The sequence below is a fragment of the Streptomyces monashensis genome (assembly GCF_001866665.1).
Lineage (GTDB): Bacteria > Actinomycetota > Actinomycetes > Streptomycetales > Streptomycetaceae > Streptomyces > Streptomyces monashensis.
The window spans coordinates 154,160-179,909 of the sequence record NZ_MLYO01000025.1 but is presented as its reverse complement, the minus strand read 5'-3'; the positions used below and the strand labels follow the sequence as shown (position 1 = coordinate 179,909).

The following is a 25,750-nucleotide window of genomic DNA, read 5'->3' as shown; positions in this document are numbered from 1 at the left end:
CACCCGAGGCTGAGTGAATCCTCCGCCTTTCGGGATTGATCGGCTCTATACCGGATACGGGCCAGGAGATCGATCAGCAGCGACTTCACCGCACTTTGAAAAAGTCATGGCCCCACCCCTCTTCCATTGCGGAGTGGGGCTCGACCTGTTCAGACGCTCCAAAGCGGCAGCGTCGGGAGTGGGATGTTCGGCAGCGGGCGGGGCCTGGGCGTGCACCAGGCTGACTGGTCAGCCACCGCCCCAGTCGGGGGCGCCGAGGGTGTAGAGGAGCGCGGCGACTGAGGCCAGGGTGAACGCAATCAGCGTCAGGCGCTGCCAAGGGATGACCTGAAGCATTGAAGACTCCTTGAGGTCGGTACTGCTGGTGTGCTTGGAGTGATCAGCCGCCGCCGAAATCGGGGGCGCCGAGGGCATAGAGAAGAACGGCGACTGAGGCCACGGTGAACGCAACCAGGGCCAGGCGCTGCCAAGGGATGACCCGAAGCATGAACGACTCCTTGAGGTCGGTGGTGTCGGAGTGTCGGCCGCCGGCAGGATCACCACGAACCGCGCCCCCGGTCCGTGCCCCGGGTCGTAGGACACCTCGCCCCCCGCTGACCTGGCCAGACGCCGGGCGAGTGGCAGGCCGAGGCCCGCGCCGCCGTGTCCGTCGGCGGGGTCGGCCCGTCGGCCGGGCTGGAAGAGCAGCTCGGTGAAGGCGGCGGGCACACCGGTGCCGTCGTCCGCGACCTCGATCCGGATGCCGTCGTCCGAGCGGGACGCGGCGAGCGTGACCGTCGTACGGGCGTACCGCACCGCGTTGGCCAGCAACGGACTGACGATCCGTTCGAGGAGCGCCGGCTGTACCCCGGTGGTGAGCGGTTCCGCAACGGTCACGCGTACGGACGGGGAGGCGTCCGTCCGGGCGGCCAGCCGGTGCAGTGCCGTCGGCACGTCGGCCGTGCCCGGAGCCGTCGTCATCCCCTCGCGGGCCTCGGCCAGCAGGGTGTCGCAGATCGTGCGCATCGACTGCGCGGCCTCGGCGACGACGCCGAGCGAGGCCTTCGTGTCGGCGTCGGAGCGCGGGCGGGCGTGCCACCAGTCCAGTTCGGCGACGATCCGGCTGAGCGGGGTGCGCAGTTCGTGGGACAGCTCGCCGGTCAGCTGCCGCTCGTGCCGCAGCACCGCCCGGATGCGGTCCAGCAGCGAGTCCAACGAGGCGCCCAGCGCGGCCAGTTCGGCCGGCCCGCCGCGGCCCGTGAACCGCTCGGCGGAGCCCACGGCGCTCCACTGCGTCGCCTGGTCCGTCATGGTCCGCACCGGCCGCAGTGCCCGCCCCACCGCCAGCCGGGTCAGCGCGTAGGTGCAGGCGAGCATGACCGCGTCCAGCGCGAAGGAGCCGAGCAGCAGCGTCCGGGCCGAGCTCCGGTACGGCGCGAGGTCCAGCGCCGTGACCACGGTGGTCCGCCCCGCGCCGCCGGGCACGGGCTCCGCGCACAGCCGTATCGTGTCGGGGCCGTGCACCGTGCGGCACGCGCGCCGGCCCCCGGCGGCCAGGACGTCGGCGGCACCGGTCAGTTCACCCGCTCCGGACGGAGGCCGCTCCAGCGGCCGGCCGCCGGCGTAGATCCACGCGTTGGTGTCCAGCAGGCGGTCGCCCGAGGTCTCCAGCACACGCACCCGGCCGTGCCGGGTGTCGAGGGTCGTGGCCACGGCCGCGGCGCGGGTGCGCAGCGTGTCGTCCGCCTCCCGTTCCAGGCGATGGCGGACCACGGTGTTGAACACCACGGTGAGGATCACCATCAGCAGCGCGGCCGTGGTCAGCGCGACCAGCGAGAGCCGCCCGCGCAGGGTGCGCGGGGCGTGCCGCGCGAGGAGCGGGCGGGCGGCTGCCGGGGCCCTCGTCTCGGGGAGTCCTCGTGCCGGGGAGTCCTCGTGCCAGGTGGTCGTCATGTCAGGCGGTGGCCGATCCCGCGGGCCGTGGCGATGGTCAGGTCGCTGCCCGCCGCACGCAGCTTGCGGCGCAGCCGGGTCAGATACTGGTCCAGCGTGTTGTCGCTGACCTGGGCTCCCTCCGGCCAGCCCGCGCGCAGCAGTTCACGGCGCCGTACCAGTTCCCCGCCCGCCGCCGCGAGCGCCGCCAGCAGCCGGAACTCGGTCGGGGTGAGGTCGACGCGGTCGCCGTCCACGGTGGCGCTGTGCCGGACGGCGTCCAGCACCAGGCCGCCCGCCGTGGCGGCCACGGGCGGCGGTGCGGCTCGGCGCAGGGCGGCGCGCAGCCGGGCGGTCAGCTCGGCGAGGTGGAAGGGCTTGGGCAGGTAGTCGTCGCCGCCGGCCGAGAAGCCGGAGAGGCGGTCGGTCAGCCCGTGCCGCGCGGTCAGGAAGACGACCGGGGCGAGGAAGCCGCCCGCCCGCATCGCCTGGCAGACGTCGCGGCCGTCGGCGTCGGGCAGGCCGACGTCCAGCACGACGGCGGACACGTCCGGTGTCGCCAGCCGCAGGGCGGTGGCGCCGTCGGCGGCCGTGACCGTGTCGAAGTCCTCGTCGTGCAGACCTCGGCGCAGTACGTCACGCAGGGCGTGATCGTCCTCGACGATGAGGATCCTTTGGCGCATGACTCTCCACCGGCCCGTCGGCCGGATCGCTCGGGTGGGGTGGGCCCGGCTCGGGGGGCCCGGGCAGGTGACGCGCGGGCAGCCGGCGGGCCGCCGCGCCGGTGCACAGGGCGAGCCAGCCGACCGCGAACAGCCAGCCGCCGACGACGTCGGTGAACCAGTGCACGCCGAGGTAGACGCGGGTCAGTCCGACCCCTGCCGCCCAGAGCGCGACCAGCGCGCACAGCACGGTCCGGCCCCGCGGGGCGCGCAGAGCGAGGGCCAGGATCAGCAGCCCGGCCGTCAGCGCGCTGGTGGTGGTGTGGCCGGAGGGGAACGACCAGCCGGAGGCCTGCGTCTGCCAGTCGTGCCGCGGCGGCCGGGCGCGGGCGACCAGGTTCATGACGCCGTAGCGCACCGCCTGGCCCGCGCCGAGGCAGGCGACGGCGAGCACCGCGGCCGTCAGCCGCCGCCGCGCCGTGCTGCCCGCGATCAGCCCGGCCAGGGCCGCCAGGACGTAGGGCACGGCACCCGTGCCCGTCGCGGTCAGCCCGCGGGCGAGCGCCACCGCGACCGGCGGGCGGTGCGCGACGGACCAGGACAGCAGGCCCCGGTCCGGAGAGAGCGGGCCGGCCTGGTCGCTGACCAGCACGGCGGTCAGCGCCGCGAACGCCATCCAGGCGGCCAGGGCGACGGTGCCCGCCGACTCGGTGAACCGGCCGCGGTTCATGACACCAGCAAGGGCCGCAGCCGCGTTCCCGACAACCGTCTCGGCAGATCCTCCGGCAGTCGCTTCAAGGCGGTCATGGCGAGGAACGCCACCGCCGCGCCGACCGCCGCACCCACGGCGACGTCGTGCGGATAGTGCACCCCGACCCACACCCGGGACGCCCCCATGGCGCCCGCGCACACCGCCGCCACCACGCCGAGGCGCCGGGAGACGAAGAAGAGGGCCACCGCCGCCGCGAAGGCGATCGTGGCGTGGTTGCTCGGGAACGACCAGTCACCCCGCGTGGGACACGCCTCCAGCGTGCGGAAGGCCAGATGCCGGCACGGCCGGTCCTCGGCCACCAGCGGCTTCACCACGCTGGTCACCGCGTACGCCAGTACCACCACCGCGGGGACGGCCAGCGCGGTCAGTGCCGCCGTGGTGCCCTCGCGGCGGGCCCGCCACCAGCCGACGAGCATGAGCAGCGCGAACACCGCCAGCCCGTACGCCGACCACACCGCGATCACGCCGTCCAGCCAGCCGGGGGTCCGGTGGGCGAGGTCCACCACGTCCCGGTAGAGCGGCCCGTCGACCGACGAGCCCGTCAGGGCGAGGTTCATCCGCGCACCCCCTCCTTGGCGGCACGGCGGGCGCGCAGCAGCTCGGCGGCGAGCGGCAGCAGGGACACCACGACGATCAGCGCGATCACCGGCAGCAGGTACTTGTCCACATTGGGGATCGAGGAGCCCAGCGCGTATCCGGCGAGGGTGAGGCCGAGGCTCCACACGAGCCCGCCCACCGTCTGCCAGACGGTGAACGTCCGCGCCGGCACGCCGAGCGCGCCCGCCATGGGGTTGAGCACCGTGCGCACCACCGGGACGAAGCGGGCCAGCACGATCGCCTTCGCGTGGCCGTAGCGCTCCAGCAGTTCCTCGGCGCGCTGCGCGCCCTCGCGCAGCTTGGCCGACCGGGTGCGGGCCAGCAGCGCGCCGCCCGCCTTCCGGCCGATCAGGAAGCCGCACTGCGAGCCGGTCAGCGCGCCGACGGCCGCGGCGGTGAGCAGCGGGCCGAGGGAGAGATGCAGCCCGCTGCTCGCCGAGCCCGTGCACAGCAGGCCCGCGGTGAACAGCAGCGAGTCCCCGGGCAGGAAGAACCCGATCAGCAGGCCGGTCTCGGCGAAGAGCACCACGCCGACACCGAGCACGCCGAAGGCGGCGAGCAGGGAGTGGGCGTCGAGCACGTTGACCGCGAGCTGCGATGCCAGGTGTGGGGGAGTGGCCATCGCCGTACGCCCTTCTTTCGGGTTCCTTCGACGTACGTCTCGAAGGACATCTCGACTCCATCCGACTACATATTTGTAGACGGTCGACGGAAGTGTAGACGAACGAGGAGAGCGGATCGTTCCCGGACTTTACCTTTCCATTGCCATTTCATGACCGACTGACTACATGGCCATCGTCATGATGGTCCGCGAAGGTTAGGCATGCCTTCACTAAGTAGGTCTGGGAGGGCAGCAGGTCATGTGGGACGACGCGTTTCCGAGTTTCCTGATCGGATTGAGGGAGGGACTCGAAGCCGGACTCATCGTCTCCATCCTCGTCGCCACCCTGGTCCGGGCCGAGGCGCGCTCGCGGCTCCCCCAGGTGTGGACCGGCGTCCTCGCCGCCGTCGCGGTGGCCATGAGCTTCGGCGCGGTGCTCACCTTCACCGCCGCCTCCATGCCGCAGACCGCCCAGGAGGCCTTCGGCGGCACCCTCAGCGTGATCGCCGTCGCGTTCGTCACCGCCATGGTGTTCTGGATGCGCCGCTCCGCCCGCAGCCTGTCCGGCGAGCTGAAGGAGAAGGTCACCGGCGCGCTCGCCATGGGCTCCGGTGTGCTGATCCTCACCTCCTTCCTCGCCGTCGGCCGTGAGGGCCTGGAGACCGCCCTCTTCTTGTGGACCACCGCCCAGGCGGCCGGTGAGTCCGCGGGCCCGCTGGCCGGCGCCGGCATCGGCCTGGTCCTCGCGACGATCCTGTGCTGGGGTCTGTACCGCCGGGTGCTGAAGATCAACCTGACGAAGTTCTTCACCGCCACCGGCGCCGTCCTGATCGTCATCGCGGCCGGTGTCCTCGGCTACGGCCTGCGTGACCTCCAGGAAGGCGGCGTGCTGCCCGGCAAGACCGCCTACGCGGTCGACCTCGGCAGCAGCGTCGACGCCGGCTCCTGGTACAGCACCCTCGTCCAGGGCGTCCTCAACCTCACCCCGACCATGACCTGGCTGCAGGTGGTCGCCTACGTCGGCTACCTGGCCGTCGTCATGACCCTGTTCGTGCGCGGCGTACGGGGCACGACGCCGAAGCCGGCCAAGGAGCGCACCGAGACCGAGCGGCAGCCGAAGGCCGCGCGGCGCCGCCCGGTCTGGGTCGTGCCGGCCGCCGTGGTCGCCGTACCCGCCGTCATCGCCGGAGCCGTCGTCGCCCTCTCCCGGCCCAAGCCCGCCGGCGACCAGACCGTCGCCGTCTCCGAGAGCGAGTGCGGCAAGGGCTTCACCGCGCCCAAGCCGGGCCGGCAGACCTTCCAGATGAAGAACACCGGCGGCAAGACCTCCGAGGTGTACCTCATCGACCCGTCGACCAGCGCGGTCTACGGCGAGATCGAGGGCCTCGCCCCCGGCACCACCCGCGACCTCGTCGCCACCGTCGCCGGCGGCACCTACGCCTGGCGCTGCGTCCCCACCGGCGGCAAGGCCGTCACCTCCAAGTCCGTCACCGTCACCGGCGGCGGCGCGGCCAGGCCGGTCGTCCCCGTCTCCGAGCAGGACCTCGCCGCGCCGCTGAAGCAGTACAAGGCGTACGTCGGCCAGGGCCTGGACACCCTGGCCGGCCAGACGAGGACGCTCGCCGACGACATCAAGGGCGACCACCTCGACAAGGCCCGCACCGACTGGCTCACCGCCCACCGCACCTACTCCTCGCTCGGCGCCGCCTACGGCACCTTCGAGGACTTCGACAAGAAGATCAACGGCCGGGCCGACGGACTGACCGACGGCGTGCACGATAAGGACTTCGCGGGCTTCCACCGCATCGAGTACGGCCTGTGGCACGGACAGTCCGCCAAGGACCTGACCGGCCCCGCCCAGCAGCTCGCCACCGACGTCGCGGGTCTGCAAAAAGCGTTCCCGAGCCAGGACTTCGACCCCGGTGACCTGCCCCTGCGCGCCCACGAGATCCTGGAGAACACCCTCCAGTTCGAGCTGACCGGCGACACCGACGAGGGCAGCGGTACCAACCTCGCCACCGCCGACGCCAACCTCTCCGGCACCCGCGAGCTGCTCACCGTCCTCAAGCCGCTGCTCACCAGCCGCGCGCCGAAGGTCCTCCCGACGGTCGACGCGGACATCGCGCGCGTGCAGAAGCTGCTGGACGCCGCCCACGACGGCGGCCACTGGACGCCCGTCGACCAGCTCGGCGCGAGCGACCGGCAGCGGCTGAACGGCGCCGCCGGCCAGCTGCTGGAGGACCTCGCCCCCATCCCGGACCTGCTCGAGATCCGGAAGTCCGCCTGATGACCGACCACGCCTGCCCGATGCCGTCCGCGCACCCGCACCCCGAAGGGACCCCGCCGATGTCCACCGCCGACCAGCCGACCTGCCCCGTCGGCCCCGCCCGCCGCTCCTTCGTGCGCACGGCGCTGGGCGCCGGTGCCGCCGGAGCGGTGCTGGCCGGCGGCGGCTTCGCACTCGGCGAGAGCGGCGGCACCGCCGAGGCGCAGACCTCCCACCCCGACGGCGGTGCCGAGGTCCCCTTCCACGGCGCCCACCAGGCCGGCATCCTCACCCCCGCGCCGGCCGCGGCCACCTTCGTCTCCCTGGACGTCATCGCCGACGACCGGGCGGGCCTGACCGACCTGCTGAAGACCATCACCGAGCGGGCCCGCTTCCTCACCGCCGGCGGCGCCCCGGCCGACCTCGGCGTCGGCGCGCCGCCCTCGGACAACGGCATCCTCGGCCCCGAGGTCCCCTCCGACGCCCTCACGGTCACCGTCGGCGTCGGCGCCTCCCTCTTCGACGACCGCTACGGCCTCGCCAAGGCCAGGCCCGCCCGGCTCACCCCGATGCGGACCTTCCCCAACGACAACCTGAACGCGGCCGAGTGCCACGGCGACCTGTCGCTCCAGATCTGCGCCCAGAGCACCGACACCGTGCTGCACGCGCTGCGCGACATCGCCCGGCACACCCGTGGCGCCATGCAGATCAAGTGGCGCATCGACGGCTTCCAGAACGCCCCGCGCCCCACCGGCGCCCAGCGCAACCTGCTCGGCTTCAAGGACGGCATAGCCAACCCGGACGTCACCTCCGCCCGTGAGACCGACCGGCTGATCTGGGTCGGCGCCGGCCAGGGCGAGCCCGCCTGGGCCACCGGCGGCAGCTACCAGGTGATCCGGATCATCCGGATGCTGGTCGAGTTCTGGGACCGGGTCTCGCTCAGCGAGCAGGAGAAGATGTTCGGCCGCCGCAAGGACACCGGCGCCCCGCTCGACGGCGCCCAGGAGACCGACATCCCCCAGTACGCCAAGGACCCGAAGGGCAACGCGATCCCGCTGGACGCCCACATCCGGCTCGCCAACCCGCGCACCGCGCAGAGCGACAGCTCCCGCATCCTGCGCCGCGGCTTCAACTACGACCGGGGCGTGGACAACGTCGGCAACCTCGACATGGGCCTGGTCTTCGCCTGCTACAACCAGGACGTCAAGCGCCAGTTCGAGGCCGTGCAGACCCGGCTGATCGACGAGCCCCTCGTCGACTACATCTCCCCGACCGGCGGCGGCTACTTCTTCGCCCTGCCCGGCGTGCGGGACGCGAAGGACTGGCTCGGCCGGGGCATGTTCTCCGCCTGAGCCTCCGCGCGCTCCCTCCGGTCAACCGTTTCTGCAGCTCAGAGGCAGGTCTTTCCCGTTTCTTTTCCTTTTCCATGGGAAAGGCCTGCCGCCCCCTTTACTGCACATGAGTTGCAAGTAGGAGAGGATGGCACAAGGCTGCGCGGTGCAGCCGTACCCGTACGACCGAAGGACACACCCTCCCGATGACGGCCGCCCCTGGTTCAGCTCCGTCCCTCCCCGCCCAGGCCGACGGCAGGCCGTCGCTCTGGCACCGCGTCCGCGGCTCCATGACGCGGCAGGAATGGATCAGGGTCGGCGGGATGACCGGCTTCGTGCTCGCGCTGCACGTCATCGGCTGGGGCACGCTCGTCGGGATCATCGCGCCGCAGCACTTCAGCGTGGGCAAGGAGTCCTTCGGCATCGGCATCGGCATCACCGCCTACACGCTCGGCATGCGGCACGCCTTCGACGCCGACCACATCGCGGCGATCGACAACACCACCCGCAAGCTCATGGGCGAGGGACAGCGCCCGCTCTCCGTCGGCTTCTGGTTCTCCCTCGGCCACTCCAGCATCGTCTTCGGCCTCTCCCTGCTGCTCTCGCTCGGCCTGAAGACCCTGGCCGGCCCGGTCCGCGACGACAACTCACACCTGCACGAGGTCACCGGCCTGATCGGCACGACGGTCTCCGGCACCTTCCTCTACCTCATCGCCGGCATCAACCTCGTCATCCTGGCCGGCATCTGGAAGGTGTTCCGCAGGATGCGCTCGGGCCACTACGACGAGGCCGCCCTGGAGACCCAGCTCAACAACCGCGGCTTCATGAACCGCCTGCTCGGCCGCGTCACCGGCACCATCCGCAAGCCGTGGCAGATGTACCCGCTGGGCCTGCTCTTCGGCCTCGGCTTCGACACCGCCACCGAGATCGCCCTGCTGGTCCTCGCCGGCTCCGGTGCCGCCTCCGGCCTGCCCTGGTACGCCATCCTCACCCTGCCGGTCCTGTTCGCCGCGGGCATGTCGTTGCTGGACACCATCGACGGCTCGTTCATGAACTTCGCCTACGAGTGGGCCTTCTCCAAGCCGGTCCGCAAGGTCTACTACAACCTCACCATCACCGGCCTGTCCGTCGCCGTCGCCCTGATCATCGGCACCGTCGAACTCCTCGGCCTCCTCGCCGACAAGATGGACCTGCACGGCGCCTTCTGGGACTGGATCTCCGGCCTCGACCTCAACACCGTCGGCTTCGTCATCGTCGGCCTGTTCTTCGCCACCTGGGCCGTCGCCCTGCTGATCTGGAAGGCGGGCCGCATCGAGGAGAAGTGGACGGCGGGCCTGGCCGAACAGTCGGCGGACTGACCCGCCGGGACCGGCGCGAGCCAGGGGCGCGGGGCCGTGTGCCGCACACGGCCCCGCGCCCCTGTTTCCGGCTCCCCGGACGCCTTACGGCAGCAGCCTCTCGACGGCCGTCGGGTCCGTCGCCATCTTGCGACGGGCCCAGTCGAGGTTCTTCGGAGTGACGTCCCTGCCCGCCGCCATCACGAAGTCCTCCGGGGTGACATCCCGGGAGGGAGCGGTGTGCAGCAGGGCGTCCGGGGTGCAGTGGTCGCCGGACGACCGGGACTCGTCGGGTGTGCTGGTCGACATGATGCCTCCTCCTCGGTCCGGATGACCGCATCCGTGCCGGTGCCGCCGAACGGGGCACACTCTCACCATTGCCCGCGGCGCCTTCCCACGCCACCGGAGCGCACACGCTCCTAAGCTGGAAGACATCTCGCACCGTACGCCGGGAGGCCACCGATGGCCCAGACCCCGTTCACCGAGGACGCCCGCCCCGGGCCCCGCTATCTGCCCATCGCCGAGCACGGGCTCATCGGGGACCTGCGCAGTGTGGCCCTGGTCGGCACCAACGGCACGATCGACTGGTACTGCTCCCCGTCCTTCGACGCCCCCAGCGTCTTCGCGGCCGTCCTCGACGCCGAGCGCGGCGGCTCCTTCGAACTGGCCGCCGCCGTGCCCGCGCGCACCAAGCAGTTCTACTTCCCCGACACCAACGTCCTGATCACCCGGTTCTTCACTGAGGACGGCGTCGGCGAGGTGCAGGACTTCATGCCGGTCACCTGCGACGGCACGGCCTGCCCCGGCGAGGCGGGCCGGCACCGGCTGATCCGGCGCGTGGTCTGCGTCCGCGGCACCGTCCCCTTCCGGGCACAGATCGCGCCGCGCTTCGACTACGGCGCCGCCCCGCACACCCTGAGCAGCGTCGACGGCGGCACCGTGGTCTTCGAGTCCGCCGTGCAGGCCCTGGCCCTGACCTCCACCGTCACCCTGGAGTGCGACGGCCGCGACGCCCGCGCCGACTTCAAGCTCGCCGAGGGCGAGAGTGCCGTGTTCGCCCTCGACCAGTTCGGCGGCACCGTGACCCCCCGCGGCTGCGCCCGCGCCGAGGCCGAGCACGAGTTCAACGCCACGGTCGCCTACTGGCGGCGCTGGCTGCACCAGTCCCGCTACCGGGGCCGCTGGCGCGAGATGGTGCACCGCTCCGCCCTGACCCTGAAGCTGCTCACCTACGCCCCCACCGGCGCCATCGTCGCCGCGCCCACCACCAGCCTGCCCGAACAGCTCGGCGGCGAGCGCAACTGGGACTACCGGTACGTGTGGGTGCGCGACGCCGCCTTCGCCGTCTACGCGCTGCTCAGGCTCGGCTTCAGCGGCGAGGCCGAGGCGTTCATGCGCTTCCTCACCACCCACGTCAGCCCCGGCGACAGCGGCGACGACTCCGCACCGCTCCAGATCATGTACGGCATCGACGGCCGCACCGAGCTGCCCGAACGCGAGCTGCCCCACCTGGAGGGACACCTCGGCTCCGCGCCGGTCCGGATCGGCAACGCCGCCGCCGACCAGCTCCAGCTGGACATATACGGCGCCCTGATCGACTCGATCTACCTCTACGACAAGTGGGCCCAGCCGATCTCCAGCTCCCAGTGGGACGACGTGTGCCACCTGGTCGACTGGGTCTGCGCGCACTGGGACCAGCCCGACGAGGGCGTGTGGGAGACGCGTGGCGGCCGCAAGAACTTCACGTACTCGAGGCTGATGTGCTGGGTCGCCATCGAGCGGGCCATGCGCCTCGCCCGCCGCCGCGGCCTGCCCGCCGACCTGGTCCGCTGGGGGCAGGCCCGCGACGCCGTCTACCGGCGGATCATGGAGTGCGGCTGGTCGCAGCGGCGCGGCGCCTTCGTGCAGTACGAGGGCGGCGATGTGCTCGACGCCTCGCTGCTGATGATGCCGCTCGCCAAGTTCGTCGCCCCCACCGACCCCAAGTGGCTGTCCACCCTGGACGCCCTCGGCGACGACCTGGTCTCCGACTCCCTCGTCTACCGCTACGACCCGCAGTCCAGCCCCGACGGGCTGCGCGGCGACGAGGGCACGTTCTCCATCTGCTCGTTCTGGTACGTCGAGGCCCTGGTCCGGGCCGGCCGGCTCGACGAGGCCCGGCTGGCGTTCGAGAAGATGCTCACCTACGCCAACCATCTCGGCCTGTACGCCGAGGAGATCGGCCGCACCGGCGAGCAACAGGGCAACTTCCCACAGGCGTTCACCCACCTCGCCCTGATCAGCGCCGCCTTCAACCTCGACCGCGCCCTCGGCTGACCGGCCCGCGCCGGCCGCCCGCGCTCGGTCGAACCCGGAGCCGGTGACCGGCCCCGCGCAGGCCACCCGGGCCGGTCGCCGCGCAGCCGGCTCTCCCGCACGGCCGCGGGGAGCGCGGTGAACTCCGCCTCGCCGTCGGGGACATCGGCGTCCCGCCGCCGTCGTGCGCGGCCGGCCCGTCGAGGTCGTAGGCCACGACCACGGTGTCCGAGCGGCCGGGCGCGAACGGCTCGGCCGGCGGGCCCGGCATCCCGGCCGCGGTCAGGCCAAGGATCCGCGAGTCCCGGCCCGGCGGCGACACCGAGCGCGGCCGCAGCTGCGTGGCCGCCGGCCGGGCGCGCAGCCGCAACAGACGGCCAGGACCGCGCGGAACACCGGCGGACAGCGGTCCGGCCGGTCCGCCAACGGTCCTTCGTACCGGGAGAGTTCGCGCACCGCCTCGCGACGGCGGTCGTGGCCCGCCCTACCACCAGAGCCACCCGAGCGGCTGCTCCGCACCGGCCGCCCGCAACTGCCGCGGCGCACCCGGCCCCCTCCCGCGGCCGTCACGGCAGCGGCTGCTCCGCCCAGATGATCTTGCCGTTGGGGATGTACCGGGTGCCCCAGCGCTCGGCGATCTGCGCGACCAGGAACAGCCCCCGGCCGCCCTCGTCCGTGCTGGCCGCGTACCGCAGATGCGGCGAGGTCGTGCTGGCGTCGGAGACCTCGCAGATCAGCGTGCGCTCGCGCAGCAGCCGTACCCCGATCGGGGCGCGGCCGTACCGGATGGCGTTGGTGACCAGCTCGCTCAGGATCAGCTCCGTCGTGAAGTCCAGCTCCTCCAGGCCCCACTCGGTCAGCGTCCGCGTCACCGAGGCCCGCACCTCGGACACCGCCGCGGGGTCCGCGGGCACCTGCCACTCGGCGACCCGGTCGGCGCCCAGCACCCGGGTGCGGGCGACGATCAGTGCGACGTCGTCGCTCGGCCGGGCCGGCAGCCGGTCCAGGACCGTCCGGCAGGTCTCCTCCGGGGAGGCGTCCGGCGTCCGGCCCAGGGCGTCGCGCAGCAGCTCCAGACCCTCGTCGATGTCCCGGTCCCGGTCCTCCACCAGCCCGTCCGTGTAGAGCACCAGCCGGCTGTCCTCGGCCAGCTCCAGCTCGGCCGTCTCGAACGGCAGCCCGCCCAGGCCCAGCGGCGGACCCGCCGGCACCTCCGGGAACTCCACCCTGCCGTCCGGGTGCACCACCGCGGGCGGCGGATGACCGGCCCGGGCCAGGGTGCAGTGCCGGGAGACCGGGTCGTAGACGGCGTACAGACAGGTCGCGCCCGTGATCGCCGCCGAGCCGTCGGCGGAGGTCTCGTCCTGGTCGATCCGGCCCACCAGCTCGTCCAGCAGACCGAGGAGTTCGTCCGGCGGCAGATCCAGCGACGAGAAGTTGTGCACCGCCGTGCGCAGACGGCCCATGGTGGCCGCCGCGTGCAGCCCGTGTCCCACCACGTCGCCCACCACCAGCGCCACCCGGGCACCGGACAGCGGCAGCACGTCGAACCAGTCGCCGCCCACCCCGGACTGCGCCGGCAGATAGCGGTACGCGATGTCCAGCGCGCCCTGCTCGGGCAGCGTGCGCGGCAGCAGACTGCGCTGCAGCGTCACCGCCATGCTGTGCTCGCGGGTGTACCGGCGGGCGTTGTCGATCGACACCGCCGCCCGCGCGACCAGCTCCTCGGCGAGCGCCAGCTCCTCCGAGTCGAACGGCTCCGGCTTCTCCGAGCGCCAGAAGTTCGCCACCCCCAGCACCAGACTGCCCGCCCTGAGCGGCACGGTGATCATCGAATGGATGCCGAACTCCAGCACCTGGTCGGTGCGCTCCGGATGCTGGGCCCGCCAGCCCGGAGCCTCGCGCAGCCGGGGCACCACGACCGACTGCCCGGTGGTCAGACTGCGCGCCTGCGGCGAGGTGGCGACGAACCTGATGTGCTCGCCCACCGGGTACAGCGGGGAGCCGTCGCGCACCCCGGCGCCGGCCGCGCGGCGCAGCGCGGTGCCGGGCCGCGGCTCCTCCCCGTGCAGCACCGCGTCGAACAGGTCCACCGTCGCGAAGTCCGCGAACCGGGGCACCGCTAGCTCGGCCAGCTCCGCCGCGGTGCGGGTCACGTCCAGGCTGGTGCCGATGCCCACACCGGCGTCGTACAGCATGTTCAGCCGCTCGCGTGCCACCTCCGCCCGGCCCGACAGGGCCCGCAGCTCCGTCGAGTCGCGCAGCGTGGTCACGCTGCCCGCCGGGCCGCCGCGCAGATCGGTGGGGCGCTGGTTGATCGCCAGCAGCCGGTCCTTGACCAGGTGCACCTCGTCCGTCGCCACCCGGCCCGAGGCCAGCAGGGCCGCCGTCTCGTCGTCCAGGCCCAGCTCCAGCACGCTGCGCCGCTCGGCGTCCTCCGGCAGGCCCAGCAGCCGGTGCGCCTCGTCGTTGGCGAGCAGCAGCCGGGCGTCGTCGCCGACGATGAGCACGCCCTCGCGGACCGCGTGCAGCACCGCGTCGTGGTGCTCGTACATCCGGGTCATCTCGTGCGGGCCGAGGCCGTGCGTCTGGCGCAGCAGCCGTCTGCTGACCAGGGCCGTGCCGCCGGTCGCGAGCGCGAGCGCCGCCGCTGCCGCCCAGAGCAGCAGGGGCAGTTGCTGGTCGGCGGTCCCGCCGACGTGCGCCGTGGTGATGCCAGCCGAGACCAGGCCCACCACCGTGCCGGCGGAGTCCTTCACCGGCACGACGACCTGCACCAGTGGCCCTATCGTGCCGTTGACGTGCTCGGTGACGATGCCCCCGGCCACCGCCGGGGCGATGGTGCCGACGAACTTCTTGCCGATGCGGTCCGGCTTGGGGTGCGTGTAGCGGATGCCGTCGGTGTTCATCACGACGACGAAGTCGACGCCGGTCGCCTTGCGTACGGCCTCGGCCTTCGGCTGGAGGAGCTTCGTCGGATCCGGGGTGCGCAGCGCGGCCGCCGTGCCCGGTGCGTTGGCGAACGTCTCCGCGACCGCGAGCGAGCGGTTGCCGGCCTCCGTGTCGCTGTCGCGGCGTACCTGGAGCACCTGCGCCACCACGGCCGCGACGACCAGCAGCAGCACGATCACGACCTGGAGGAGGAAGACCTGCCCGGCGACGCTGCGACCGGTCACCGCCGCGCGCAGCTTGCCCGTCCCGGCGCCGTCGCCGCCCGGGGCGTCCGGCGCGGGGCCCTGCGGTGCGTCCGGGCGTCCGGACGCGCGGGGCGGCCGCGTCGAGTTTCGGCCGGACAGTCGCACCATGTGCCCATGTCTACACTGCCCGGCCCGCTCAAGCGAGACCGTGACCATCGTCGATGGTCGTACGGTCGCGGCGCGCGGCGCGCGGCGTGCGGTCACGGGCCCGACGGCCGGGCCGACCGCCGGGCGGCGAGCAGCAGCGCCACGTCGTCGGGGCGGTCGGCGGCCAGCCGGGCGGAGGCGGTCAGCCGGTCGGCGACCCCGGCCAACGACCGCCCGCCGCGCGTCCCGGCGGTGGCCCCGGCCCTGCCGAGCGCCAGCCGCAGCGCGGTGATTCCGTCGTCGATGTCGGCACCGGGCCGCTCCACCAGCCCGTCCGTGTAGAGGGCGAGGATCGCGTCCGGCTCCAGCAGCAGCCCGGCCACCGGGTAGCGGGCGTGCGGATCCACGCCGAGGACGACCCCGCCGGGCAGGTCCAGCACACGGGTGCTGCCGTCGGGGCAGCGCAGCAGGGGCGGCGGATGCCCGGCCCGGGCGACCACGGCCCGGCCGGTGGCCGGGTCCAGCCGCAGATAGCAGCAGCTGGCGAACTGGCCGGGGTCGAGGTCGATCAGCAGCCGGTTGGTGCCGCACATCACCTCGTCCGGCGGCCGGTCGCCGAGCGCGAACGCCCGCACGGCGCTGCGCAGCTGGCCCATCGTCGCCGCCGCCTGCACCCCGTGCCCCTGCACGTCGCCGATCACCAGCGCGATCCCGTCACCGGCCTCCACCACGTCGTACCAGTCGCCGCCGACGTCCATGCCCTGCGTGCCGGGCAGATAGCGGCCCGCCGTCTCCACCCGGGGGTGCGCCGACAGCCGGTGCGGCAGCAGGGCCTGCTGGAGGCCGCGGGCGAGAGCGGCCTCGCTGTCGTAGCGCTGCGCTCGCTCCATCGCGTGCGCGATCAGCCCGGCGAGCGCGGTGAGGACCGTACGTTCCTCGGTGGTGAAGGAGCGTCTGCCGTCGAAGCCGAGGATGCACGAGCCGACCGGCCGGCCGGAAGCGATCATCGGCAGGAACGCGCGGGCGCCCTCGTCGGCGTCCAGCGGCATCCCCGGATAGGCGGCCGCCATCTGCTGCATCGACTCGAAGAACAGCGGCCGTCCCGTGGTCAGGCACTCCACACCGGGCAGGTGCGCGTCGAGGCCGGTGCCCTCGAACGGGGCGAGGAAACCCTGCGGGAAGCCGCTCTCCCAGGCGAGGTACAGATGCCGTTCCTGGAGCACGTAGATGGCGAGGCGGCGGCCGCCGAACGCCGGCAGCAGCTCCTGCACGACCACCGCCGACACCTGCCGGGCGGTCACCGCGTCCGTCAGTGCGATGGCCAGCGCGATCGGCCGGTACAGCGGCGTCATCGAGTGGTCCGCCGGACTCTGCGGACTCTGCCGATTCTCCGGCGCACGCGCCTCGGAGACCGGCCCGACGGGCGTGTCCATCCGGCTGGCCGGCACGAGCGTGCAGGTCAGCAGGTCCGCCCCGGGATGCGCGGACACGGCGAGCCAGTCGCCCCCGCCGGCCTGGCCGCCCGCACCGGCCGGGCGCTGTGCGTGGAAGTGCACCGGGTCCGCGGCCAGCAGCGCACCGCGCAGATGGTCGTCGTACGGCGGCCCGGTCAGCCACGGCAGCGCCTCCCACAGCGGCCGTCCGAGCAGCAGCTCCCGCTCCCGCCCGGTGAGCCGGGCCGCGGCCTCGTTGACGTACACGACCAGCCCCAGCCGGTCCAGGCAGAGCACCCCCTGCGGCAGCAGATCCGCCGCGCCGTCCGCGGCGGCGCCCGGTCCGGGGTCGAACACCACGCCGCCGACCCGCCCGCCGACCTCCTCCGTGGTCGGCCACAGGTCCAGCAGCCGCGGCGTGCCGCCCGGGGCCCGCAGGGTCAGCGGCGCGCCGGGCGGTTTCCCGGCGGCGGTATCGCGCAGGGCGGCCAGGATCCGGTCCGCGTCGACCGGGGCCACGGCGTCCGCGAGCGCCGTGTCCGTCCCGGCGAACTCGCCGGGCCGCAGCCCGAGCAGGCCGTACAGGCAGTCGTCCGCGCGCACCGCGCGGGTCCGCGGATCCCAGCTGAACCGCCCGAGACCGGCCCGCGCGGGCCGGCTGGAGGGCGGCCGCACACCGAGCGGCTCGGCGTCCCACACGATCGCGCTCGCGTCCCCGGCGGCGAGCGCCAGCAGTTCGGCGCCGAGCCCCTCGGCGAGCCGGGCGAGCAACTCCTGGTCGAGCTCCTGGGCCGGGGTGTCGCTCTCCGCCGGGCGCAGCACCGAGAGCACGCCGAGCGGCTCGCTGCCCCCCGGCACCGGGACGTGCACCGACCCGAGCGGGAAGGGCAGTCCCGCCGCGAACTGCGGATACCGGCGCACCGTCTCGGCGGCGTTGGCCAGCACCACCCGGACCCCGAGGCGGTAGGCGTCGGCCGCGGGGAAGGGACGGCCGACCTGCAGCCGCCACCAGGGGCGGAACAGCGGGCCGGGCAGTCCGCAGAGCACCGCGAGCCGCAACAGGCCCGGCGTGCCGGAGCGCAGATACACCGCCGCCACCCCGCCGCCCGCCACACCCAGCGCGCCGGTCGAGGCGTCGGTCAGCAGCGCGGCCAGCCTGGCCCGCGTACCGACCACCTGCTCGCCGCCGCTCCCAGCCATCGGCCCTACCTCGTCCCGTGCGCCCTCCGGGTGGCTGACACAGCAAGAATGCGCCAGGAGGAGTACGGAACGCACCTCAGATGCGCACCACTCACCTGGCCTATTCACGGGGAGGCCCGGGTGGCACGTTCGGCGGACGGCTCTTCCTAATGGAGGCGTAATGGAGGCGTACTGCTGCTGCCGTACGAGGGGGGCGCAGAGGTGGCCGCACCCCGTCGACTGGAGCCGAGATGACCACCTGCTCTTCGTCCCCCCGCCCCGACGACGCCCTCATGGCCCCCGCACCGGCCACCCTCGGCGTCCACGCCCCGCTCCCGCACCTTCTGGCATCACCGCCGGCGCTGTCACCACGACCGGTGCCCGAGGACTTCGAGCCATGCCCGGAGGAGATACCGCAGGAGCTCCCGTACGAGGGCCCGCGTGAGATTTCCGGGGGGTCCGCCGGGGTCGAGGCTTCCGTCGAGGGCGAGGCGGCCGACGGGCGTGGCTGTGACGGCGACGGAGTGCCGGCCCACGATCCCCTGCACGGCCTGGTCCACTCGGCGGTGGCCGACCGGCCGATCGAGGACGTCGTCCGGCTCATCACGCTGCTGGAGAGCTCGCCCGAGCACTCCCGGGCCACGGCGGACGCGCTGCGTGCGATCGGCCTCGGCCGTTCCGTGGAGGATCTCGCCCGCCTGGTCGCCCTGCTCACCCGGCCGCCCCGGGGGACCGACGGCGCCGACGAGGCGATCCGTGCCGCCGCCCGGGGCCGTCCCGTGGCGGAGGTCACCCGGCTGATACGGCTGCTGCACCACGCGCCGGTGGAGCCCCACTGCCGGGAGACCGTCCTGCGGGCGGCGGCCGTCAACCTGCCCCTGGAGGAACTCGCCGAGCTGATCGGCCGGTTGGCCACGGACCGCACCGCCTTCGAGTCCGGCCCGGTCCACCTCGTGCCCGCCGCGGCGGTCCGCGGCACCGGCACCATGCCGATCCCGCCCGTCGGCCGGACCGCGAACGGTGGGCCCGCGCGGGAGAAGCCACGGGCGGCGAGGCGCAGGTGCGTGCGGGACCGGAGGGCGGCCGCCGCGATCGCGGCCGAGTGGGCGACGTGGCGGTCGACGGCGCCGGAGCGGGTCGCGGACCGGCCGACGGCGCCAGAGGCGCCAGAGGCGGCGGAGGCGCCAGAGGCGGCGGAGGCGGCGGAGGCGGCGGAGGCGGCGGAGGAGAGGACGGATCCGGTTCCGAGTACGGCGGACGCGGCGACGACGGACGCACGGGCGAAGGCCCGGCCGCTGACGGACGGGCCGGAGCGGCTGCGGGCCGAGGACGGCGCTGTGACCTGCGGGGCGCGGGGCCGCCGGAGTTCACGCGCGGCCGTATGGCCCGCCCGGGGCGCCGCGCTGCTCGTGCTCCTGTGCGGGGTGGCCCACGCCCCGCGCTCCTGGGGCGGACCGCGCCAGGGAGTGCTCGTCGCCGGTGCCGTCGCCGCTGTGCTGTGCCTGCTGCTGGCGCTGGTGCTCGCCCTGCCGCTGCGCACGACGCTGCTCCGGCTCGGCACGGCGACCGTCGCGCTCGGCGTCGGCGCGGCACTCGCCGCGGGCCAACTGCTGCGCGGGCGGCTCGGCCTGCCGGACGCGTTGCGGCTGTGGGACCTGACCCTGGCCCCGCGGTGGCTCGCGGGTACGGCGGCGCTCGCGACCGCGCTGGCGGCCCTGGTGGTGCTGCTGGCCGTCCTGGTCGGCGGGCGCGGCGCCGCGAGCTGACTCAGTGTGCCCCAGGGGCCGGCTCCGCCCCGTCGGCGTACACCGGTCGCAACTCCAGGCGGCCGTCCGTGCGGGCGGCCGTCATGGCGAACGGGACGGCGTCCGCCTCCAGGCACATCGCGACGTCCTCGGGGTGGACCCCGGCCCAGCCGCGCCGTACGCCGTCCGCGAGCCGGGCGGCGGCGTCGGAGCGCCGGGCCCGGTCGATCGTGGTGGTGTCCATGCCGTCTCCTTCCGGCCCCGTTCCGCGTGCTGCTCGCGGGTCACGGATTCCGGTCCGTGCCGCTGTTCTCGGGCGTGTGACCGGCGGGCGCGTCCGGTGCGCCCGGCGCCGGGGTGCCCCCCGCCGCGTCGTCCGGGGCGTGCGTCTGCTCCCGCTGCCCCTTGGCGGTGAACCGCAGCCGCTCGAACGTGCGGGTCAGCTGCTGGAACGCCCCCGGCGTGCGGGCCGCGGGCCGTTCCTGCGCGGACGCGGGGGCGGGGACGTCGCGGTACGCGGCCAGGGCTTCCAGAGCCTGCTCGGCCGCGGCCTTGTACAGGTCCCGCGACTTCGTCATCGCCTCCAGGGCCTCGGCGTACCGGGCGGCCAGCCGCCGCTCGCGCTCCAGTTCCTCGGGGAGGGTCAACAGGGTCCAGTGTTCGCGCAGATCGTCCAGTGCCTCCTCGGTCTCCCGGGGCAGGGGCCGGGGCAGGGCGGCGAAGTGCCGCAGGGCCGCGAAGAGTTCCCGCGGCTCGGTGCCGTCCAGGAAGACGCTGCGCACGCGGTGCACCGCGCCGTCGTAGCCCTTGGGCGCCGGGTCGGGCGGCAGTACGACGGCACCGCCGCGCGGGACCTCGACACCGAGGTCCTTCAGCGCGTAGTTGACCGCGCGGAACTGGTGCGGGGCCGTGCGGTGTTCCACCACGCGGTGCCGCAGACCGGGCGGCAGCAGCCGGGCCAGCGGCAGCCGGCCCTGCGCGTCCGGGGTCATGGCCTCGTGCACGACGACGTTGACGCACCACCCCTCGCGGGCGACGTCCCGCAGTCGGCGGCGCATCTCCTTGTCGTCCTCGGGCAGCGTGTTGACCTGCCGCAGGCGTACGCCCGTGACCGTGGCGTGGTGGTCCCAGGAACCCTCGTCGCCTGCGCCGGTCCCGCTCTCGGGCCAGAACAGGGTCGCGGGCGAGGGCCAGGTCTCGTCCCAGGGGCGCTCCGCCTCGGCGACGAGCCGCCACTCGTGGCCCTGCGGCCGGCCCTCGTTCGGTACGAGGGTGAGACGGGCCCGCACGGTGACGGTGCCGGCGGCCCGCCAGCGCGCCTCGAAGACCCGTCCGGCCGTGCCCTCGGGTACGGCCGGTTCGGCGAAGTCGTCGATGTCCCCGCTGTCCTTGTGCCGGCGCAGGGTGCGGCGCACGACCTCGTCGGGGGCGGTACCGGTATGGCGGCCGCGGACCGCCCAGAGGGTCTGCGGGGCGGCGGCGCGGTCGGTGGCGGAGTTCGACATGGGCCAATCTGCTGATGGGGGCGGGTGAGCTTCCCAGTATCACCGCTCGGCCGGGAAGCGTCGCGTCCGGGGCCGGGCGGCGGCGCGTGCCGCCGGGCGAGCGCCCTGGTGCACGACGTGTGCGCCGTACGCACGGGGTGCGCGCGGAACGCGACGGGTGGGCGCCGTGCGCACATGGCCGGGGCCTGTTCCGGTCCCCGACAATGGTCGGCGAACGGGGTCCGCCCGCCCATCCGCATAGGGGTGGACCCCGTTCGGGCCGGGCCCGGAGCGGGGTGAGGGGGCCGGCGCGACGACGCCGGCTCCCTCCGGGCCGTACAGGAATCCGGGACCTCTCCGGACCAGGCCTCACACCCCGCTGACCAGGGCCTTACGCCCCGCTCTCCCGCAGCATGTCCGCACGCTCGACGATCTTCACGCGCTCGCGGCCCTGCGGCTCGCCCAGCGCGCGCTCGGCGGCGTCCAGCTTGTACCAGCCCTCCCAGGTGGTGAAGCGGACCTCGCGCTCGGCGAGGAAGGCGTCGACGGCCTCCGGCTCGGGCGAGGCCGGGGTGTGCAGGCGGCCGTTCGCGTGGTCGTCCAGCAGGTTGGCCACGGTCTCGTTGGCGTCGCCCTTGGTGTGGCCGATCAGGCCCACGGGTCCGCGCCGGATCCAGCCGGTGACGTAGGTGGACTGCAGGTGGCCGCCGCCCTCCTCGACGACCCGGCCGCCCTCGTCCGGGACGGTGCCCGAGGCTATGTCCCAGGGCAGCTTCGGGAGCTTGTCGGAGAGGTATCCGACGGCGCGGTAGACCGCGGTGACGTTCCAGTCCTTGAACTCGCCGGTGCCCTTGACGTTGCCGGTGCCGTCGAGGGCGGTGCGCTCGGTGCGCAGGCCGACGACCTTGCCGTCCTCGCCGAGGATCTCCGTGGGGGACTCGAAGAAGTGCAGGAACAGCTTGTGCGGCCGCTCGCCGACGTCGCGGATCGCCCAGTTCTCCAGCGTCTTGGCGACCATGTCGGCCTGCTTGTTGCCGCGCCGCGTCTCGATCGAGCCCGCGTCGTAGTCGATGTCCTCGGGGTCGACGACGACCTCGATGTTGGGGGAGTGGTCCAGCTCGCGCAGCTCCATCGGGCTGAACTTGGCCTGGGCCGGGCCCCGGCGGCCGAAGACGTGGATCTCCACGGCCTTGTTGGCCTTCAGACCGTCGTGGACGTTCGGCGGTATCTCGGTCGGCAGCAGCTCGTCCGCGGTCTTGGCGAGCACGCGGGCCACGTCGAGGGCGACGTTGCCGACGCCGAGCACGGCGACCTTCTCGGCCTGAAGCGGCCAGGTGCGCGGCACGTCCGGGTGGCCGTCGTACCAGGAGACGAAGTCGGCGGCGCCGTAGGAGCCGTCCAGCTCGATACCGGGGATCGGCAGCTCGCGGTCGGCCGTCGCGCCCGTGGAGAAGATCACCGCGTCGTAGAAGTCGCGCAGGTCGTCCAGGCTGATGTCGGTCGGGTAGTCGACGTTGCCGAACAGCCGGATCTGCGGCTTGTCGAGCACCTGGTGCAGGGCGGTGACGATGCCCTTGATGCGCGGGTGGTCGGGGGCGACGCCGTACCGGATCAGACCGAACGGTGCGGGCATCCGCTCGAAGAGGTCGATGGACACGCCGGGGTCGGCGGCCACCTCGGACTTGAGCAGGGCGTCGGCGGCGTAGATCCCGGCGGGACCGGCTCCGACGATGGCTACCCGCAGGGGGCGCGGCATGATCAGGTTCCCTTCGAACGTGGACAGTCGGCTCGAATGGGAGGAAGCCTAAACTAAGGCATCCCTAAGTTAGTACGGGGGTCCCGTCTATGACCTCATAAGGTGATCTTATGGGTTGTTCAGGTGTTCCTTATGCAAGGGGTTCCTCGCGGGGGCGACCGCAGGGATCCTGGCCGGGACTGTGAAGGCCGGCCGTGGAGGGTGGGGAAGCGTGGGCGGACTCGCGGGGACGACGGTGGCGGTGACGGGTGGCAGCGGCTTCGTCGGCAGCCACGTGGTGCGGCGTCTGCTGGAACGGGGCTGCGTGGTGCACGCGACCGTGCGCGACGCCGCCGACGCCCGCAAGGTCCGACCGCTGTGGGAGCTGCAGGAGGCGTTCCCCGGTCGACTCGTCCTGCACGAAGCCGACCTGCTGAGGGAGGGCTCGTTCGACGAGGCGTTCGGCGGCTGCTCGACCGTCTTCCACGTGGCCTCGCAGTTCCTCATGCCGGAACGCATCCGGGACGGCCGGCGGGACGTCGTGGACCCGGCGTTGCTCGGCACCCGAAACGTCCTCGGGGCCGTCGAGCGCACCCCCGACGTCGGCACCCTGGTGTTCACCTCGACCGTCGGCGCGATCTTCGGTGACTACGCCGACGTGCTCGGGATGGACGGCCAGGTGCTGTCGGAGCGCTACGTCAACACGACCAGCACGGCCTCGAACAACCCCTACCACTACGCCAAGACCCTTGCGGAGAGCGCCGCCTGGGAGGCGGCGGCCGCGCAGGACCGCTGGCGCATGGTGTCGGTCAACCCCGGGCTGGTCCTGGGCCCTTCGTTCACCCCCGCCTCCGACTCCGGCAGTCTCTTCCTGCTGGACGAGCTGTTGCGGGGCTGCTTCTGCTACGGCGCACCGGACTTCAGCTTCACCACCGCCGACGTCCGGGACGTCGCCGACGCGCACCTCGCGGCGGCGGAGAACCCGGCGGCCCGGGGCCGGTACATCGTGGCCGCGGAGACCATGGCGTCGTTCCACGAGATGTCCCGCATCCTCCGCGCCCACCACCCGCGCGACCTGCGGCTGCCGCGCACCAGGCTCCCGCACTGGCCGGTTCGGATCCTGGGCCCCGCCTTCGGCCTCACCCAGGACTACATCAGCAAGCACCTCGGCATCCGCTTCCGCGTCGACAACAGCCGTGGCATCCGTGAACTCGGCCTGACCTACCGGCCGTTGGAGGAGACCCTGCTGGACCACTACGAGAGCCGGCGCGCACACCGGCGCCGGCGCCACGGCTGAGCCCCCGGGGCAGGTCGCGCCGGGGGTCAGGCGGGTCGCACGATCCGGTGGATCGCCGCCTCCCCGGCACCGTAGATCGACTCCTCGCGGATCGTCGACCCCGGCCCCGGCGCGTGGACCATCATGCCGCCGCCGACATGCAGGCCCACGTGCCGGTCGTCGTCGAAGAAGAGGACCAGATCACCGGGTTCGGCCCCGGCGAGCGTCACCGGGGCGCCGGCGCGTGCCTGCTCGTGCGCGGCACGCGGCAGCGTGACCCCGGCGGACCGCCAGGCGGCCTGCGTGAGGCTGGAGCAGTCGTACGAACCCGGCCCCATCGCCCCCCACACGCACGGTTTCCCGATCTGCCCCCGAGCGAACGCGATGGCCGTGGCGGCACGGGCGGCCCGTGACGACTCGGGGGTGGGGGAGGGGGTGCCGGCGGGCGTGGCGGGCGCCGCCGGGTACGGGATCGCGCCGGTGTCGGGTGCGGTGAACGCCGGGGGCGGGAAGGAGCCCGTGGTGGTGGCTGAGGCGGCGGCGTCCGGCCCTGCGGTCCCGCCCGGTTCCTGCGCCGCCGCTGCGGGTCCACCCGGCGTCGGGCCCCACTGGGCTTGTTGCCACTGACCGGTTGCCCAGCCGGTCAGGGCCGCGCCGGCCTGCGCCGCGTCGGGCCGGGCGGGCGCGACCGTGGGGGGATGCGTCGTCACGGGCGCGGCCGGTACGGCCGTTGCGGGTACCGGGAATCGGGCGGCGTACCGGGAGAGGACGTCGCTCGCCGCCGCCAGCTTGCGCTGGTTGCTCGCCTTCGAGGCGGCGAGGGAGGGACGGCCGGGCACGGCGGCACCGGGAAGGATCCTGGGTTCCCGTACGGGCGTGGCCGGGGCGGCAGGCGGTTCGGTGACCGGCGGGGCGACCGTCTCGGCAGGGCCGCGTCCGAACGGCGTGCCCTGCGCGCCATGGGCCGTGAGCGCCGTCGCCTCCGGCGCACCGGACGCCATCAGGGCTGCGGCATCCTGCGCACTGGGGGCCATCAGTGTCGACGCCCCTTGTACTGCTGTGGGTGCCATCAGGGCCGCCCCCGTACCCGGTTGAACGTCACCGGCCGTCCAGGCGGCTCCCCCCTGTGTGCCGGGCGTCATCAGCGTCGTGGCATCCGCCGTGCCAGGCGCCGCCAGGGTGGCCGCACCCTGCGTGCCCGGAGCCATGGACGTGGCGGGTCCCGGCGCGAGCGGCGCCATGACGGCCGTCGCCTCCAGCGGACCGGGGGTCATCGATCCCACCGACCCTTGTCCGCCCGGCCCCGGCGCGCCCGGCGTCCCGAACTGTGCCGGCCCACCCGGCAGTTCGGTCGGCCGGGAGACCGGAAGGGCGGCACGCCCGCCGTCGCTCGGTGCGTCCTGGGTGGAGCCGCCTGCGGTCAGCTCGGCCACCGCGCGGCGGACGGGGGACTGCTCTAGTTCCAGAGGGCGGCGGACGACCGGTGTGTCACCGCCGGGCAGCTCCCGGGAGCGCGCGGGAGCCGGCGAGCGGTCGGGGAGCCGGTCCGCGGGCAGAGCCGCGGGGACGGTCGGGCCGAGCTTGGCGCGAGCCGTGTCGAACCACTGCCGGGCCATCTCGTCCAGCGCGGGTTCCGGCCGCCGCCCCGACCGCTTGGCCAGCGGCACGCCCCGCGAGCGCGTCACCGCGGCCATGGCCCGCGTCGCGTTGAAGTTCCCGGTCTCGTACTCCGCGCGGTCGTAGAGGGAATCGATCCGCTGGCGAACCTCGTCGCGGCTTTCCGGCGCCATGGAAGACGTGCTCCTTCCTTGCCCCGCAGGGCAGTTGGGCCGTTTCGTCCGG

The 25,750-nt window shown here is 73.7% G+C and carries 17 protein-coding genes and 1 pseudogene; 6 read left to right on the top strand and 12 right to left on the bottom strand.

Annotation, left to right across the window (positions count from 1 at the left end; genetic code table 11):
• Window positions 1-525: 525 nt before the first annotated feature.
• From BIV23_RS15930 to BIV23_RS15910, 5 genes and pseudogenes are all read right to left on the bottom strand, one after another.
• Window positions 526-1,932 (bottom strand): annotated as a pseudogene (locus BIV23_RS15930) (sensor histidine kinase); the annotation flags it as partial.
• Window positions 1,929-2,594, bottom strand: a complete 666-nt coding sequence (locus BIV23_RS15925) for a response regulator transcription factor (protein ID WP_071381488.1) — start codon at window positions 2,592-2,594, stop codon at window positions 1,929-1,931. The gene BIV23_RS15925 and the pseudogene BIV23_RS15930, both read right to left, overlap by 4 nt.
• Window positions 2,548-3,303: a phosphatase PAP2 family protein gene (locus tag BIV23_RS15920; RefSeq protein WP_071381487.1), complete on the bottom strand. Its 756-nt coding sequence runs from the start codon at window positions 3,301-3,303 to the stop codon at window positions 2,548-2,550. Before BIV23_RS15920 ends, BIV23_RS15925 begins: the two co-directional genes overlap by 47 nt.
• Window positions 3,300-3,902 carry a phosphatase PAP2 family protein gene (locus BIV23_RS15915; RefSeq protein WP_071381486.1) on the bottom strand — a complete coding sequence of 201 codons (603 nt, stop codon included), beginning with the start codon at window positions 3,900-3,902 and terminating at the stop codon, window positions 3,300-3,302. Before BIV23_RS15915 ends, BIV23_RS15920 begins: the two co-directional genes overlap by 4 nt.
• Complete coding sequence (locus BIV23_RS15910; protein ID WP_071381485.1) at window positions 3,899-4,564, bottom strand: DedA family protein; 666 nt, start codon at window positions 4,562-4,564, stop codon at window positions 3,899-3,901. The genes BIV23_RS15915 and BIV23_RS15910 overlap by 4 nt, the downstream gene beginning before the upstream one ends.
• A 238-nt stretch (window positions 4,565-4,802) precedes the next feature.
• Here BIV23_RS15910 and efeU point away from each other — a divergent pair, with 238 nt between their 5' ends.
• From efeU to nicT, 3 genes are all read left to right on the top strand, one after another.
• A complete protein-coding gene (efeU, locus tag BIV23_RS15905; protein ID WP_071381484.1) occupies window positions 4,803-6,830 on the top strand; it encodes an iron uptake transporter permease EfeU in 2,028 nt (675 codons plus the stop codon).
• Between the two features lie 59 nt (window positions 6,831-6,889).
• Window positions 6,890-8,161, top strand: a complete 1,272-nt coding sequence (gene efeB, locus BIV23_RS15900; RefSeq protein WP_071381531.1) for an iron uptake transporter deferrochelatase/peroxidase subunit — start codon at window positions 6,890-6,892, stop codon at window positions 8,159-8,161.
• Window positions 8,162-8,346: 185 nt separating this feature from the next.
• Window positions 8,347-9,498, top strand: coding sequence for a Nickel transporter NicT (gene nicT / locus BIV23_RS15895; RefSeq protein WP_177239910.1), 1,152 nt, complete (start codon window positions 8,347-8,349; stop codon window positions 9,496-9,498).
• 84 nt (window positions 9,499-9,582) lie between these two features.
• Here the strand turns inward: nicT and BIV23_RS15890 are convergent, their stop codons facing one another.
• A complete protein-coding gene (locus tag BIV23_RS15890) occupies window positions 9,583-9,786 on the bottom strand; it encodes a hypothetical protein (RefSeq protein WP_071381483.1) in 204 nt (67 codons plus the stop codon).
• Between the two features lie 153 nt (window positions 9,787-9,939).
• Here BIV23_RS15890 and BIV23_RS15885 point away from each other — a divergent pair, with 153 nt between their 5' ends.
• Window positions 9,940-11,793, top strand: coding sequence for a glycoside hydrolase family 15 protein (locus BIV23_RS15885; protein WP_071381482.1), 1,854 nt, complete (start codon window positions 9,940-9,942; stop codon window positions 11,791-11,793).
• 545 nt (window positions 11,794-12,338) lie between these two features.
• On the opposite strand, the gene BIV23_RS15880 is transcribed toward BIV23_RS15885, so the two are convergent.
• Both BIV23_RS15880 and BIV23_RS15875 read right to left on the bottom strand, forming a co-directional pair.
• Window positions 12,339-15,077 (bottom strand): SpoIIE family protein phosphatase, encoded by a 2,739-nt coding sequence (locus BIV23_RS15880; RefSeq protein ID WP_079173184.1) that lies wholly within the window; start codon window positions 15,075-15,077, stop codon window positions 12,339-12,341.
• A 92-nt stretch (window positions 15,078-15,169) separates the two neighbouring features.
• Window positions 15,170-17,689 carry a PP2C family protein-serine/threonine phosphatase gene (locus BIV23_RS15875; RefSeq protein ID WP_071381481.1) on the bottom strand — a complete coding sequence of 840 codons (2,520 nt, stop codon included), beginning with the start codon at window positions 17,687-17,689 and terminating at the stop codon, window positions 15,170-15,172.
• Between the two features lie 230 nt (window positions 17,690-17,919).
• Here BIV23_RS15875 and BIV23_RS50330 point away from each other — a divergent pair, with 230 nt between their 5' ends.
• Complete coding sequence (locus tag BIV23_RS50330) at window positions 17,920-19,434, top strand: hypothetical protein (protein ID WP_245790544.1); 1,515 nt, start codon at window positions 17,920-17,922, stop codon at window positions 19,432-19,434.
• A gap of 1 nt (window position 19,435) precedes the next feature.
• Here the strand turns inward: BIV23_RS50330 and BIV23_RS15865 are convergent, their stop codons facing one another.
• The 3 genes from BIV23_RS15865 to BIV23_RS15855 all read right to left on the bottom strand — a co-directional run bounded on the left by BIV23_RS15865 (window position 19,436) and on the right by BIV23_RS15855 (window position 22,653).
• Window positions 19,436-19,657 carry a hypothetical protein gene (locus BIV23_RS15865; RefSeq protein WP_071381480.1) on the bottom strand — a complete coding sequence of 74 codons (222 nt, stop codon included), beginning with the start codon at window positions 19,655-19,657 and terminating at the stop codon, window positions 19,436-19,438.
• Window positions 19,658-19,697: 40 nt separating this feature from the next.
• Window positions 19,698-20,918 (bottom strand): hypothetical protein, encoded by a 1,221-nt coding sequence (locus BIV23_RS15860; RefSeq protein ID WP_071381479.1) that lies wholly within the window; start codon window positions 20,916-20,918, stop codon window positions 19,698-19,700.
• Window positions 20,919-21,288: 370 nt separating this feature from the next.
• Entirely contained in the window at window positions 21,289-22,653 is a 1,365-nt protein-coding gene (locus BIV23_RS15855; RefSeq protein ID WP_071381478.1) for an FAD-dependent oxidoreductase, read from the bottom strand.
• A gap of 211 nt (window positions 22,654-22,864) precedes the next feature.
• Here BIV23_RS15855 and BIV23_RS15850 point away from each other — a divergent pair, with 211 nt between their 5' ends.
• Window positions 22,865-23,929, top strand: a complete 1,065-nt coding sequence (locus BIV23_RS15850; protein ID WP_071381477.1) for an NAD-dependent epimerase/dehydratase family protein — start codon at window positions 22,865-22,867, stop codon at window positions 23,927-23,929.
• A 26-nt stretch (window positions 23,930-23,955) separates the two neighbouring features.
• Here BIV23_RS15850 and BIV23_RS51865 read toward each other — a convergent pair whose 3' ends face one another.
• The gene (locus BIV23_RS51865; RefSeq protein ID WP_071381476.1) at window positions 23,956-25,698 is read right to left on the bottom strand and encodes a C40 family peptidase; all 1,743 of its coding nucleotides are present in this window, start codon (window positions 25,696-25,698) and stop codon (window positions 23,956-23,958) included.
• Window positions 25,699-25,750: the final 52 nt, after the last annotated feature.

Excerpts from the sequence above, each read along its gene's own strand:
- BIV23_RS15925 (WP_071381488.1), bottom strand. The coding sequence starts at position 2,594 with ATGCGCCAAAGGATCCTCATCGTCGAGGACGATCACGCCCTGCGTGAC.
- BIV23_RS15920 (WP_071381487.1), bottom strand. The coding sequence starts at position 3,303 with ATGAACCGCGGCCGGTTCACCGAGTCGGCGGGCACCGTCGCCCTGGCC.
- BIV23_RS15915 (WP_071381486.1), bottom strand. The coding sequence starts at position 3,902 with ATGAACCTCGCCCTGACGGGCTCGTCGGTCGACGGGCCGCTCTACCGG.
- BIV23_RS15910 (WP_071381485.1), bottom strand. The coding sequence starts at position 4,564 with ATGGCCACTCCCCCACACCTGGCATCGCAGCTCGCGGTCAACGTGCTC.
- efeU (WP_071381484.1), top strand. The coding sequence starts at position 4,803 with ATGTGGGACGACGCGTTTCCGAGTTTCCTGATCGGATTGAGGGAGGGA.
- efeB (WP_071381531.1), top strand. The coding sequence starts at position 6,890 with ATGTCCACCGCCGACCAGCCGACCTGCCCCGTCGGCCCCGCCCGCCGC.
- nicT (WP_177239910.1), top strand. The coding sequence starts at position 8,347 with ATGACGGCCGCCCCTGGTTCAGCTCCGTCCCTCCCCGCCCAGGCCGAC.
- BIV23_RS15890 (WP_071381483.1), bottom strand. The coding sequence starts at position 9,786 with ATGTCGACCAGCACACCCGACGAGTCCCGGTCGTCCGGCGACCACTGC.
- BIV23_RS15885 (WP_071381482.1), top strand. The coding sequence starts at position 9,940 with ATGGCCCAGACCCCGTTCACCGAGGACGCCCGCCCCGGGCCCCGCTAT.
- BIV23_RS15880 (WP_079173184.1), bottom strand. The coding sequence starts at position 15,077 with ATGGTGCGACTGTCCGGCCGAAACTCGACGCGGCCGCCCCGCGCGTCC.
- BIV23_RS15875 (WP_071381481.1), bottom strand. The coding sequence starts at position 17,689 with ATGGCTGGGAGCGGCGGCGAGCAGGTGGTCGGTACGCGGGCCAGGCTG.
- BIV23_RS50330 (WP_245790544.1), top strand. The coding sequence starts at position 17,920 with ATGACCACCTGCTCTTCGTCCCCCCGCCCCGACGACGCCCTCATGGCC.
- BIV23_RS15865 (WP_071381480.1), bottom strand. The coding sequence starts at position 19,657 with ATGGACACCACCACGATCGACCGGGCCCGGCGCTCCGACGCCGCCGCC.
- BIV23_RS15860 (WP_071381479.1), bottom strand. The coding sequence starts at position 20,918 with ATGTCGAACTCCGCCACCGACCGCGCCGCCGCCCCGCAGACCCTCTGG.
- BIV23_RS15855 (WP_071381478.1), bottom strand. The coding sequence starts at position 22,653 with ATGCCGCGCCCCCTGCGGGTAGCCATCGTCGGAGCCGGTCCCGCCGGG.
- BIV23_RS51865 (WP_071381476.1), bottom strand. The coding sequence starts at position 25,698 with ATGGCGCCGGAAAGCCGCGACGAGGTTCGCCAGCGGATCGATTCCCTC.